Origin of the sequence: Actinoplanes sp. NPDC026670, assembly GCF_040638175.1 — a bacterium.
In the GTDB taxonomy this organism is placed as follows: domain Bacteria; phylum Actinomycetota; class Actinomycetes; order Mycobacteriales; family Micromonosporaceae; genus Actinoplanes.
Genome location: NZ_JBEZXU010000001.1, coordinates 220,442 through 232,900, shown reverse-complemented (window position 1 = coordinate 232,900; position 12,459 = coordinate 220,442). Strand labels below are relative to the sequence as shown.

Annotated in this window: 9 protein-coding genes; 6 read left to right on the top strand and 3 right to left on the bottom strand. The window is 74.3% G+C overall.

Features of this window, described 5'->3' with window-relative positions:
- Window positions 1–23 precede the first annotated feature (23 nt).
- The 3 genes from AB0E94_RS00955 to AB0E94_RS00945 all read right to left on the bottom strand — a co-directional run bounded on the left by AB0E94_RS00955 (window position 24) and on the right by AB0E94_RS00945 (window position 6,448).
- A complete protein-coding gene (locus tag AB0E94_RS00955; protein WP_360320410.1) occupies window positions 24–1,601 on the bottom strand; it encodes an FAD-dependent monooxygenase in 1,578 nt (525 codons plus the stop codon).
- A 74-nt stretch (window positions 1,602–1,675) separates the two neighbouring features.
- Window positions 1,676–4,441 (bottom strand): AAA family ATPase, encoded by a 2,766-nt coding sequence (locus tag AB0E94_RS00950; RefSeq protein WP_360320407.1) that lies wholly within the window; start codon window positions 4,439–4,441, stop codon window positions 1,676–1,678.
- A 123-nt stretch (window positions 4,442–4,564) separates the two neighbouring features.
- The gene (locus tag AB0E94_RS00945) at window positions 4,565–6,448 is read right to left on the bottom strand and encodes an anthranilate synthase family protein (protein ID WP_360320404.1); all 1,884 of its coding nucleotides are present in this window, start codon (window positions 6,446–6,448) and stop codon (window positions 4,565–4,567) included.
- Between the two features lie 215 nt (window positions 6,449–6,663).
- On the opposite strand from AB0E94_RS00945, the gene AB0E94_RS00940 reads away from it, so the two are divergent.
- The 6 genes from AB0E94_RS00940 to dhbA are packed head-to-tail and all read left to right on the top strand — an operon-like array spanning window position 6,664 to window position 12,445.
- A complete protein-coding gene (locus AB0E94_RS00940) occupies window positions 6,664–7,449 on the top strand; it encodes a 2-amino-3,7-dideoxy-D-threo-hept-6-ulosonate synthase (RefSeq protein ID WP_360320401.1) in 786 nt (261 codons plus the stop codon).
- On the top strand, window positions 7,446–8,567 hold the full coding sequence (locus tag AB0E94_RS00935; RefSeq protein ID WP_360320398.1) for a 3-dehydroquinate synthase II family protein: 1,122 nt from the start codon (window positions 7,446–7,448) through the stop codon (window positions 8,565–8,567). Before AB0E94_RS00940 ends, AB0E94_RS00935 begins: the two co-directional genes overlap by 4 nt.
- Window positions 8,564–9,313 carry an amidohydrolase family protein gene (locus AB0E94_RS00930; protein ID WP_360320395.1) on the top strand — a complete coding sequence of 250 codons (750 nt, stop codon included), beginning with the start codon at window positions 8,564–8,566 and terminating at the stop codon, window positions 9,311–9,313. Before AB0E94_RS00935 ends, AB0E94_RS00930 begins: the two co-directional genes overlap by 4 nt.
- Complete coding sequence (locus AB0E94_RS00925; RefSeq protein ID WP_360320392.1) at window positions 9,313–10,599, top strand: AMP-binding protein; 1,287 nt, start codon at window positions 9,313–9,315, stop codon at window positions 10,597–10,599. The genes AB0E94_RS00930 and AB0E94_RS00925 overlap by 1 nt, the downstream gene beginning before the upstream one ends.
- Complete coding sequence (locus AB0E94_RS00920) at window positions 10,599–11,717, top strand: FAD-dependent monooxygenase (protein ID WP_360320389.1); 1,119 nt, start codon at window positions 10,599–10,601, stop codon at window positions 11,715–11,717. Before AB0E94_RS00925 ends, AB0E94_RS00920 begins: the two co-directional genes overlap by 1 nt.
- Window positions 11,714–12,445, top strand: coding sequence for a 2,3-dihydro-2,3-dihydroxybenzoate dehydrogenase (gene dhbA, locus AB0E94_RS00915; RefSeq protein WP_360320386.1), 732 nt, complete (start codon window positions 11,714–11,716; stop codon window positions 12,443–12,445). The genes AB0E94_RS00920 and dhbA overlap by 4 nt, the downstream gene beginning before the upstream one ends.
- Window positions 12,446–12,459 lie beyond the last annotated feature (14 nt).

Here is a 12,459-nt window from a genome sequence, read left to right as displayed (position 1 = left end):
GCGGGATCACCGGGGCGGCACCATCACGTAATCGCGGGGTCCTGCGCGCGGTGTCCGGTCACCACGTCGAGGACGGCGTCCCATTCGGACGGACGACCGGCTCCTCGCCACGCGACGTGATGGTCGGGACGCACCAGGAGCAGCCCGGACCCGGCCCGGGCGAGCGTCGGCGCGTCACGCAGTCCCAGGTGGACCATGGGGATGCCACGTGCACACGCGATGTCCACGAGCGTGTGGCCGTCCTCACCGTCGGTCAGATCGAGCAGTGTGAATTGTGGGCCGAGCAGGTCGTACAGCTGCCGCCCGTCGCTTGTCCGCAAGGCGGGCAACCGGCTGCCGGGCCGCGCGACGGGCGACGGATCGCCCGCGTCGCGCCAGACGACCGCGGACGTGGCGGGCCCGCTGCCGGGGAGCGTGCCGGACGGGTCGATCTGCGGCGGCTCGGTACGCAGCACGCCGGCCAGATACGCGGTGGAGGCGCCGGCCGCCGCCAGCCGCCGGAACCGCTGCCGTGCCTCCAGTGACCGGGCCAGCAGCTCCCGGACCAGGACCGCCCGTTGCCGGCGTTCCGTCTGGTAGCTGCCCAGCAGCGCGGGCCCGGCCCACCCGCCGATCGTGGCGGCCAGTTTCCACCCCAGATCGACGGCGTCACCCAGACAGGTGTCCACCGAATGGCTCGGTGGATGGAACGGGTGGGCCGACTGCCCGGCCAGGAAAGCGGGACCGCGCCGGTAGGCGGCCGCGATGCCGAGCGCCTCCTGCCACTGGGTGACGCCGAGGATCTGGGACGCGTCGAGCCGGATGCCGAGCCGCTGGAGCAGCAGCGCGGCCGGGTCGGTGACCGTGCTGTCCCCGGGGTCCAGGGGGAACTGCCCGATCCACAGGTCGGAGCCGGACTGTCTGGTCAGCGCCACCCCGGACGTGATGATCGTGGACTGCCCGGGGTACGGGTGGCCGAGCGCGCCGGTACGGAAGTAGATCGTGCAGTGGCCGGCCGGGGCGGCCGCCGTCTCCAGGGCGACCCCGAGACATCGGCGTACGGTGCTCTGCGCCCCGTCACATCCGGCCAGGTACCCGGCCTCGATCAGATGCCTGGTGCGGCTGCCGCCGTCGAGCACGGTCGCGACCGTCCGGTGCGGCTCGACCCGCAGGTCGGTGAAGGTCCAGCCCTCGCGCAGGTCGATCAGCGGATGCTCGCGGACCACCCCGCGCAGCCTGGTGGTCAGGCCGGTGCCGGTCACCAGCGTGTACGGCTCGACCGGGGTGCTGCCGTCGGTGGTGCCCGCGTACCGGCGGCGCAGCTCGTTGGCCGACGGCACCTCGGTGACCAGCACCGGCGGCCGGCCGATCGACCGGCTCCAGACGACCGCGGCCTGGCTGTCCGGGTCGACGCCGTGCTCACGGATCCGTTCGGCCAGCCCGAGCCGGCGCAGCAGCTCCATGCTGCGCCCGCTGACCAGGTTGAGCTCGTGTTGCTGGGGTATTCGGGCGGCTCGCTCCACCACCATGCTCGGCACCCCGTGGTGGGCCAGCTCCAGGGCCAGCACACAACCGGTCAGACCGGCGCCGATCACCAGCACGGGGGTACGCAGATCAGGCATGACAATCGGCTCCAGCGTCGGGGCAGGTGGACCTCACCTACCGTCATGCTGGGTCAGCCGGGCCGATGCCGGTATCACGTGTCCCCGGGATTGCGGGCACGTTCCTCCGCGACCAGTTTGGCCAGTTCCACCCGGCTGCGGATGTCCTGCTTCTTGAAAATCTTCCGCAGATGGGTGTCCACCGTGTGCGGTGACTTCCACAGCCGGTCGGCCACCTGGGTGTTGGTCAGCCCGTCCGCCACCAGCAGCGCCACCTCCCGTTCCACCCTGGTCAGCAGCGGCAGGACCGGCGTCTTCGCGATCCCCGAACCGGCCGCGGTCCCGAAGCCGGCGTCCAGCCGGGCCCGGATGCTGTAGGCGCCGAACTCGGCGGACAGCTCCATCGCCTCGTCGTAGTGCTCGTCCCGCTTGCGGGTGAGCACGGCCAGGTCGGCCAGCGCGGACGCCAGCGCCAGCGACCGGCCCGCGCCGCGGAACTGTTTCACCGCGAAGGTCAACTGTTCGGCGTCCTCGTCGAACAGGCCGGCGGCGTGCGCGGCCGAGCCGGCCGCCGCCCGGGAATCCGGGTTGCCCGCGGCCAGGCGGGCGGCCGAGTCGACGACGATCGCGGCCCGGTCCCGCCGGCCGGCGGTCAGCGCCATCCGGACCAGGGCGCCGGCCGCGGTCGGCCGCTGCACGATCAGCGTCGGGCGGGCCGGGAGCGTGTCGTAGATCCGGGCCGCTTCGTGCACCGCCGCCCCGGTCGCCCCCTCGGCGACGAACAGCATCGCCCGGGGCCACTCGACGTCCTCCGGCGGCGCGTTGATGCCGGTGGCGATCAGGGCGGCGACCCGCTCGATGTGGGCGCGGGCCTGGTCCAGGTCGCGGCGCAGCACGGCGAGCCGGATGAGGGTGCCGAGCAGCGGCACGATCAGCTGGTGGGCGGTCTCCTGCTCGGCCACGGTCACGCCGGCGTCGGCCTCGGCGGCCGCGTCGTCGAGCCGGCCGCGGGCGGTCAGCAGCGCGGACAGGTAGTAGTGCAGCAACGGCTGGGCCCAGCGGGTGCCGAGACGTTCCGCCTCCCGGCGGGCCGCGCGCAGTTCCCGCTGGGCCTCGTCGAAACGGTCCAGCGAGGTCAGCGCGTTGGCGAGCCAGATCCGGGGATGCCGGTGCAGGGCTGTCCCGCCGGACCGGTCGGCCAGTTCGGTGGCCGCGCTCGCGTGTTCCAGCGAGTCGGCGAGCCGGCCCTGGGCCTGCGCGACCAGGCTGCGCGCGGTCAGCCCGAAGACCGCCGCGCCCGGTTCGTGTTCGCGCCCTATCTCGTCGGCGGCCGCTCCGGCCCGGTCGGCGGCGGCGAAGTCGTCGAGGTAGAACGTGGCGTGCGCGTGGATCGCGTGCAGCCGGGCCCGGGTCGGTGGGGTGGCCGCCGGGCCGGCCAGCCCGTCCTCGGCGTACTCGGCGGCGCGGGCGTTGTGCCCGGCGTGCTTGAACGCCTCGGCCAGCCCGAGGTGCAGGTAGGCCCGGGTCGGCGGGTCCAGTCCGGCCCGCAGCGCGGCCTCGCCCAGTTCCTGCGCGCGGGCCACCTTGGCGGCCGAGGCGAGCAGCCGTACGGTCGCGGCGACCATCTCCGGCCGTTCCGGGTCGTGCCGGCCGATCGCGTTCAGCGCCTGCTGCATCAGCTCGGCGGCGTCGGCCGGTGAGTCCGGGGCGACCCGGGCGGCGGTGTCCCGCAGCAGGTCGACCGCCTCGCGGGTGCCGGCCGGGCCGCTGCGCAGCAGGTGCGCGGCGATCTCGGCGGTCGGCCGGCCCAGTTCGCTGGCCATCGCGGCGGCCTCCCGGTGCAGCTGGCGGGCCTTCACCGCGCCGAGGCTGCTCTGCACGGCCAGGCGTACCTGGTCGTGCCGGAAGGTCAGGCCGTCCTGGTCCTCGACCAGCATCCCGGCCTCGTTGACCTCGTCGACCAGGTCGAACAGCCCGGTCGGCCGGCGATCCATCAACCGGCCGGCCGCCTCCAGGTCGAACGGGCGGCCCAACACCGAGGTGGCCCGCAGCAGCCATCGGGCGTCCGGGGACAGCCGCTCCAGCCGCCCATTGATTATCGACACGAAGCTGCCGGGCAGGTCCTCGCCGGTCACCGTGGCGATGCCGTCGGCGACGACGAGCTGGCCGGAGTCGCGCAGGGCGGAGAGCAGCTCCTCGATCAGCAGCGGGTTGCCGCCGCAGCCGGGGACAAGCGCTTCGACGGTCTTGTCGACGGTCGCGCCGATCACCGACTCGCACAGCTGCTTCGTCTCGGTCTCGCCGAAGACGCCGAGGGTGATCGACGAGCCGTACTGGGCCAGCCAGTTCAGGGTCTCGGCGCCTGGCGTGCCCTCCGGGCCGGGGCGGCCGGCGAGCAGCCAGCGCACCGGCGAGGAGGCCAGGGCGGGCACCAGCTCGCGGACGGCGAGCGCGCTCAGCTCGTCCAGCCAGTGCGCGTCGTCGAGCACGATCAGCAGCGGGTTGTCGGCCGCGTACCGTTCCAGCGACGTGCGCAGCCGGTGGATCCGGGCGTGGTTGCCGGGGTCCGCCTCGGCCGAGCCGGCCAGCCACGCGAACTCCCCGGTCGGTGGGCTGCACTGGAGCAGCGCGCCGGCCAGCGAGACGAGTGGGGCCGCGAGGTCGTGGCGGAACGCCTCGCGGGCGGCCACCGCGATGTCCCGGCCGTCGGCGTAGTCGCCGGCGGCGCGCAGGATCCGCGACTTGCCGATGCCCGGTGGGCCGAGTATCACGTGGCAGCCACCGATGCCGGCCCTGGTCTCGTCCAGAGCCTGACGGATGATGGCCAGCTCGCGGGCGCGCCCGATGATGTGGTCGTTCACTTAGCGACCCGTCTCCCTCACAAGATCGCTGTTACATCGACAGTCCCCGTCCGCCGAAATTTAGTGCTCGCGGGCGGCTCGACCGACCGGCCGATACGGCATGGTTTCTGTCCGTGTGACCGATCAGCATCGGGCGTGTCGCTGCGCACCTTGCCGGATGAGACCTTTCGAAGCCAATCGATCAATGGTTGACTTCGCCACCGCCGCGAGCATGGAGTCCAGAATGGCCGCCCCGTCCTCGGTCAGCAGTGACTCTGCATGGAACTGTATTGATCGCAGACCCCGGGCGGCCAACGCGTGAACCGCGCCGCCGACCTGGTCACGGGTCACCTGCACGGGACCGTCCACCAGGTCCGATGTCATCGAGTCGGCACTGCTCACGGCGGTGAACGAGTGGTAGAGACCGACCAGCCGGGGCCGGCCGTCCAGGGTGATCCGGCGCCGTACGCCCTGCGCAGGTTCACTCAAACGAGTGATCTCCAGACCCAGCTGGGCCGCCACCACCTGGTGCCCCAGGCAGACCGCGAGCAACGGCTTCCGGCGGGCGAGCAGGTCCCGGGCGAGCCGGTGGAGGGCGTCGACGCGCGGGTCGGAACGATCCCGCGGATCACCCGGCCCGGGTCCGATCAGGACGATGTCGGCGTCCGTGCCGGCGGCGTGCTGCCACGGCACCACCCGGACGTCGTCGCCGAGCGATTCGGCCATCCGGGCGAGCATGCCGGTGAAGTCGTCCTCGGCCGACACGATCATCAGCCGTCGCCCGTTCGGAGCGGGCGGTGCGGTGGCCGGGCGGCGCCAGAAGACGGACAGATGATCGTCGGCGGGGACCGGCACCCGGACCACCGGACCCGGTGACAGGTTCTCGCCGCCCTCCCCGGTCAGCGCGCCGAGCAGCGCCGACGTCTTGGCCCGGGTCTCCATCGCCTCGGCCACCGGATCCGAACCGCGGACCAGGGTGGCCCCGGCGCCGATGGTGAACCGGCCGTCCGCGTCGACGTCCGCGGTGCGGATCAGCAGGGCCGCGTCCAGATCGTCCGGGCCGGCCAGGGCGAGCACCCCACCGTAGTAGCCGCGCCCGGCGCCCTCGTGACCGGCGACGACCCGGCAGGCGTTGCGCACCGGGCTGCCGGTCACCGTCGGCGCGGGCATGGTGAGCCGCAGGACGTCGCGGACGTCCAGATCGGTCGGTCCCTCGATCACGTACTCGGTGTGCGCGAGCCGGGACATCAGCCGCAGGCTCGGGTCGCGCACCCGGCCGCCGCCGGCGCAGATCCCGGCCATCATCTTGAGCTCCTCGTCCACCACCATGAGCAGCTCGCCGTTCTCCTTGGGGTCGGCCAGGAACCCGCGCAGCCCGGCACTGGTCGGGCCGCCCGCCGGATAGCGGTAGGTGCCGCTGATCGGGGTCATCCGGGCCGTGCCGGCGGCCACCCGCACCTGGCTCTCCGGGGTGGCGCCGAGCAGCGTCCGGCCGTTCCAGTGCACCAGGAACGTCCAGTACGCGCCCCGCTCGGCGGCGAGCAGCCGGCGGAACACCGCCAGCGCCCGCCGCGGCGACCAGCCGGCGAGACATCCGCGACGAGTGCGGCGCAGGACGAAGTTCGAGCCGTCACCCTGGGCGATGTTCTCTTCCAGGACGGTACGGACGACCGCCGCATAGTCGTCGTCGGACCGATCGAAGGCGCACTCTCCTGCCAACGAGCCGTCCGGTGTGCGCGGCAGCCGGCGCATCACCTCGCCGAGCGGCAGCGAGACCCGGGCCGCCGGGCGGATCGCGATCAGCGGCGTGCCGTCGTCGACCGCCTCCAGCCCGCGCTCCCGGATCTGCCGGTACGGCACCACGATCAGGGTCCCGTCGCGGGTCAGCGGCACGTCGGCCAGGCTCGCCACCGTCTCCGCCGCGCCGGTCAGCAGGTCCACCCGGCCCGGGTCCGTCTCGGGCCGGTACAGCAGAGCGAACGCCGGGCCGGGCGGCAGGCCGAACCCCGCGAGATCGTCGAATGTCATCAGTCGATCCCACGCCCGCGGCGCCGCCCGGGACAACTACCCGTCTACCCGGGCCACCCGCCTGTCACCGCGCTGACCTGCGCCTTCGTCGCCAGCGCCGGGCACCTACCCATTCGAGCAGTGGGCCGGCCACCGCCGCGCTGCATAGCGTCGGCGCATCGAATCGGGCCTCAGCCGAGACGGAAATCACGAGGCGGAAATCAGGGGTGACTCCGGTGTACGGCAACGGATCCTTCGCCAGGCGCCTGCGGATGGGCCGGCTCTACCGGCCGGACGCGCCGGGCCTGCTGGTGGTGCCGCTGGACCACGCGATCGGGGCCGGTCCACCGGCCTGCCAGGGGACGCTCGACGGGCTGGCCGCCCGGCTGGCCGACGGCGGCGCGGATGCGGTGGTGCTGCACAAGGGCGCGGTGTCCCGCATCCGCCCGGAGCGGTTCCGCACCATGTCGCTGGTGCTGCACCTGAACGCGAGCACCGGCCTGGCCGCCGACCCGGACGCCAAGTACCCGGTGGCCACGGTCGCCGAGGCGGTACGGCTGGGCGCCGACGCGGTGAGCGTGCACGTCAACATCGGCTCGGCCACCGAGGACCGGCAGGTCGCGCACCTGGCCGCCACGGCCGGGCAGTGCGACCGCTGGGGCATGCCGCTGCTGGCCATGATGTACCTGCGCGGCCCGCTGGTGGACGACCGCGACCCGGCGCAGATCTCGCACGCGCTGACGGTCGCCACCGAGCTCGGCGCCGACCTGGTCAAGACCATGCTGCCGGACGACCCGGCGGCGATCACCCGGATCACCGCGAGCTGCCCGGTGCCGGTGCTGGCCGCGGGCGGCCCGGCCGGTGACGGCGAGACCGCGGTCGCCCGGCTGGCCACCGCGCTGCGGGCCGGAGCGGGCGGGGTGGCGGCCGGGCGGACGGTGTTCACCGCCGCCGACCCGGGCGCGGTCACCGCACGGCTGGCCGGCCTCGTGCACCACCGGGCCCTGGCCGGCGCCCGATGACCGCGAGCCCCAGGACCGCGAGACTGTGGCTCGACGTCCGCTCGGCCGGCGACACCCGGCGGGCGATCAGCGAGGAGGCGGTCCACCAGCGGTTCGACGCGATCGTCGCGGACGACCCGGCGGACCTGGCGGCGCTGCCGCCGACCGTGACCCGGGTGCTGGCCCCGGCCGGCGGCCGGCTGCCCACCGGCTTCGGGACAGCCGACGTGGTGCTGCTCGACCCGGCGGCGCACGGCGACCCGGGCCGGCTGGCCGAGGACCATCCGGACGTACGGTTCGGGCGCTGGTACACCGTGGACGGCCCGGACGTGCTGGAGCAGGCCTGCGAGGCGGTCCGCGGTGACGGCCTGACCGTGCTGACCTTCGTGGACCCGACGAACATCCCGATGGAGATCGTGCTCGCCGCGGCCGACCGTAGCCCCGGCGTCATCATCACCACCGCGGGCCGGGTCGACGACGCGATCGTGCACCTCAGCGTGCTCGAACACGGGCCGGACGGGGTGATGCTGACCAGTCCGGCGCCCGGGGACGCGACCCGGCTGGCCGGGCGGGCCCGCACCGCCTCCGCCGGCCTGGAGCTGGTCACCATGACCGTCACCGGGGTCCGGCACGTCGGGACCGGCGAGCGGGCCTGCGTGGACACGTGCGCCCTCCTGCGGCCGGACGAGGGGATCCTGGTCGGCTCGTGGGCGCGGGCGCTGCTGCTCTGCGTCAGCGAGACCCATCCGCTGCCGTACATGCCGACCCGGCCGTTCCGGGTCAACGCCGGGGCGATCATGTCCTACACGATGGCCGGCGGCGGCCGGACCCGGTACCTCAGCGAGCTGGGTGCGGGCGACACCGTGCTGGCGGTCGGGGCGGACGGGCGGACCCGGCCGGTCACCGTGGGCCGGGTCAAGATCGAGACGCGGCCGCTGCTGGCGATCGACGCCACCGCGCCCGGCGGCGAGCCGGTCAGCCTGATCGTGCAGGACGACTGGCACGTACGGGTGCTCGGGCCGGGCGGCACGGTGCTCAACAGCACCGAGCTGCGCGCCGGTGACGAGGTCCTCGGACATCTGCCGGGCCGGGAGCGGCACGTCGGCTACCCGATCGACGAACTGTGCCATGAACGATGACGGTCGTCGACTTCCACGCCCGGCTCGTGCCCGGCGGCGCCGAACCGGAGCGCCTGCTGGCCGTGATGGACGCGGCCGGCATCGACCGGGCCGCGGTCAGCGCCGGCGGACTGATCCCACTGGACCGGCTCGCCGCACAGATCGACGAGGGCGGCCGGGCCGAGGCCGCGGCGGACAACGACGGGGTGCGGCGGGCCGCCCGGAGTTCCGGCGGGCGGCTGCTGCCGTTCTTCTTCGCCGACCCGATGCGCGACCTCTCCTCGTACCGAAGCGATGCAGTTGATTTCAAAGGTCTGGAGATCTCTCCCGCGGTACACGGCGGACGTCTCGACGATCCGGCCGTGCACGACCTGGTCACCGTGGCCGAGGCGGCCGGGCATCCGGTCTACCTGGTGACGGTGGCCCGGCCCGGCGCCGGACCGGCCGACCTGGGCCGCCTCGCCGGACGGTTCCCCCGGGTGACGTTCGTGTGGGGGCACTGCGGGCACCACGGGCTCGGCCTGGCCGGGTTGGACCTGCTCGCCGGCCACCCCAACGTGCTGGCCGAGATCTCCGGCTGCCTGACCGTCACCGCGCGCCGGGCGGTGACCCGGCTCGGGGTGGGCCGGGTGCTGTTCGGCACCGAGTATCCGCTCCAGGCGCCGGCCGTGGAGCTCTGCAAGGTCGACGCGCTCGGGCTCGATCCGGCCGGCCGTTCGGCGGTCCTCGGCGGGAACGCGTGCCGCGTGCTGGGAGAGGAGATCTGATGGACACCCTGGACGTCACCTGGGCCGGCCGGGCCGAACTGGCCCGGCTGCAGGACGACCGGCTCGCGACCGCCCTCGCGGCGGCGAAACGGTCGCCGTTCTACGCCGGGCGGGGCGTGCCGGGCAGCCGGGCCGAGTTCGCCGGCTACCCGCTCACCACCAAGGCCGACCTGCGGGCCGGGTATCCGTTCGGGCTGCTCGCGGTGGACCGGGCCGAGCTGGCCACCTACCACGAGTCGAGTGGCAGCAGCGGGACGCCGACGTCGTCGTACTACACACCCGGCGACTGGCGGGATCTCACCGAGCGGTACGCCCGCAAGCACGTCGGGATCCGCGCCGACGACATGTTCCTGGTCCGCACCCCGTACGCCCTGATGATCACCGGCCATCTGGCGCACGCCGCCGCGCGGTCCCGGGGGGCGACCGTGGTGCCCGCCGACAACCGGTCGCTGGCCATGCCGTACGCCAAGGTGGTCCGGATCCTGCACGACCTGGACGTGACGCTGACCTGGTCGCTGGCGACCGACACGCTGCTCTGGGCGGCCGCCGCCCGGCTGGCCGGGCGGGCGCCGGAGCGGGACTTCCCGGCGCTGCGCGCGCTGTTCGTCGGCGGCGACCCGCTCGGCCCGGCCAAGAAGAAACGGATCGCCGAGATCTGGAACGCGCCGGTGGTCGAGGAGTACGGCGCCACCGAGACCGGCAGCCTGGCCGGCGAGTGCCCGTCCGGGAGGCTGCATCTGTGGGCCGACCGGGCGCTGTTCGAGGTGTACGACCCGGGCACCGGCCGGTGCTCGGCGACCGGCCGGGGCCAGCTCGTCGTCACCCCGTTCCAGCGGGAGGCGATGCCGCTGCTGCGTTACAACCTGGAGGACAGCGTCGAGGTGTCCGATCCGGACTGTGCCTGCGGCTGGGGGCTGCCGGTGGTGCGGGTGCTGGGCCGCAGCGCCTGGACGGTACGCGACGGCGCCGCCGAGCTGACCCAGGGCGACGTCGAGGACCTGGTGTTCGGGCTGCCCGCGGAGTACGGGGTGATGTTCTGGCGAGCCCGCGCCGAGCCGGACGGCCTGCGGATCCAGATCGAGGTGGCCGCCGCCCACCGGCACGCCGCCGAACGCGAGCTGCACGACGCGGCCGGCCGGGCGTACGGCCTGGACGCCCGGATCGAGTCGCTGCCGCCGGGCGGCCTGGTCCCGGAACGGCTGCTCACCACCGAGCCGGAGGTGGTCAAGCCCCGTGGGCTGTTCCACGCCGGGGAGGACTGGGACAAGGCCCTGGAGTACTACTGATGGCCACCCGGATCGTCGTGGTCGGCGGCGGGATCGGTGGCCTGGCGGTGGCCGCCGCGCTCGGCCGGCGCGGGATGCGCTGCCTGGTCCTGGAACGCGGGCCGGCTCCGGCGGTGGCCGGCGGCGGCATCCAGATCGCCCCGAACGGCGCCGCCGTCCTGCACCGGCTCGGCCTGGCCGGCGACCTGGCGTCCGCGGTCCGGCCGGCCGCGCGGGAGCTGCGCCGGTGGCGTGACGACACCCCGGTGGGGACGGTTCCGCTCGGCGCGGACGCGCAACGGCGATACGGCAGCCCCTACTACGCGCTGCGGCGCTCCGAGCTGTGCCGGATGCTGCTGGGCGCGGCCCACCGGCACGCCGAGGTACGCCTGAACACCCCCTGCACGGCCGTCGAGGATCTCGGTGACCGGGCCGCCGTGCTGCTCGCCGACGGTTCCCGGCTGACCGCCGACCTGGTGATCGGCGCCGACGGCCTGCGCTCGGTGGTCCGCCGGACGGTCGTCGCCGACCCGCTGCGGTACAGCGGCTACACCGTCTACCGTGGCCTGGCCCCGGCCCGGCGGCTGCCCCGGCACGGCGACCGGGTGATCGTGCGGCTCGGCCCGGGACGGCACTGTGTGAGCTATCCGGTCGACGGCGGGCACACGATCAACGTGGTCGCCGTGGCGGCCGCCGCCACCCCGGCCCGCGCCGCCCGGGAGGTGCCGGCCGCCGAGGTGCTCGGCCAGTTCGCCGGATGGCACCCGGCCGTCCGGGCGCTGCTCGCCGCCGCCCACCGGTTCGACCGGCACGGTCTGTACGACAGGTCGCGGCCGGCCTGGCGGCGTGGCCGGGTGGTGCTGCTCGGCGACGCCGCCCATCCGCTGCTGCCGTTCCTGGCGCAGGGCGCGTGCCAGGCCCTGGAGGACGCGGTGGCGCTGGCCGAGGCGGGCCTCACCGGATACGAGGAGCAGCGGGCGCCGCGGCGTGCGCGGGTCGCCGCGGCGAGCCTGGCCGGGGCACGCACCCTGCACCTGGCCGACGGTCCCGAGCAGGCCGAACGCGACGATCAGCTCGGCAAGGCCGAACTGCCCGGCCACGACTGGCTGTACGGCCACGGCTCGGCGGCCCGCTCATGACGGCGCGGGTCGCCCTGGTCACCGGGGCCGCGCAGGGCATCGGGGCGGCTGTCGTGCGGGTGCTGCGGCGCGACGGCTGGCAGGTGGCCGCCACCGACCGGGTCCGGCCGGCGGAACCGTCGTCGCTGGAGCTCGACGTCCGGGACACCACCGCCGTCGAACGGGTGGTCCGGCACGTCGAGGACCGGATCGGGCCGATCGCGCTGCTGGTCAACGTGGCCGGGGTGCTGCACGTGGGCGACCTGGTGACCACCACCGACGAGCAGTGGCGGGAGGTGTTCGAGGTCAACACCACGGGGGTGTTCCGGCTCTGCCGCAGCGTCGGCGCGCTGATGGCCGGGCGTGGCGGCGGTTCGATCATCACGGTCGCCTCCAACGCGGCCGGGGTACCCCGGATGGGCATGGCCGCGTACGCTGCGTCCAAGGCGGCGTCCGCACATCTGACCCGCTGCCTGGGCCTGGAGCTGGCCGGGCACGGGGTGCGCTGCAACGTGGTCTCCCCCGGCTCCACCGACACCCCCATGCAACGGGGCATGTGGCACGGTCCGGAGGACGCCCGGCGGACCGTCGACGGCCGGCCGGAGCTGTTCAAGACCGGCATCCCGCTGGGCCGGATCGCCGATCCCGGTGACGTGGCCGAGGCGGTCGCGTTCCTCGCCTCGGACCGGGCCCGGCACATCACCATGCACGACCTCTACGTCGACGGTGGCGCTGCGCTGCATGTCTGAAAGGTTCCGACCGT

Excerpts from the sequence above, each read along its gene's own strand:
- AB0E94_RS00935 (WP_360320398.1), top strand. The coding sequence starts at position 7,446 with ATGACCGCGAGCCCCAGGACCGCGAGACTGTGGCTCGACGTCCGCTCG.
- AB0E94_RS00955 (WP_360320410.1), bottom strand. The coding sequence starts at position 1,601 with ATGCCTGATCTGCGTACCCCCGTGCTGGTGATCGGCGCCGGTCTGACC.
- AB0E94_RS00920 (WP_360320389.1), top strand. The coding sequence starts at position 10,599 with ATGGCCACCCGGATCGTCGTGGTCGGCGGCGGGATCGGTGGCCTGGCG.
- AB0E94_RS00930 (WP_360320395.1), top strand. The coding sequence starts at position 8,564 with ATGACGGTCGTCGACTTCCACGCCCGGCTCGTGCCCGGCGGCGCCGAA.
- dhbA (WP_360320386.1), top strand. The coding sequence starts at position 11,714 with ATGACGGCGCGGGTCGCCCTGGTCACCGGGGCCGCGCAGGGCATCGGG.
- AB0E94_RS00945 (WP_360320404.1), bottom strand. The coding sequence starts at position 6,448 with ATGACATTCGACGATCTCGCGGGGTTCGGCCTGCCGCCCGGCCCGGCG.
- AB0E94_RS00925 (WP_360320392.1), top strand. The coding sequence starts at position 9,313 with ATGGACACCCTGGACGTCACCTGGGCCGGCCGGGCCGAACTGGCCCGG.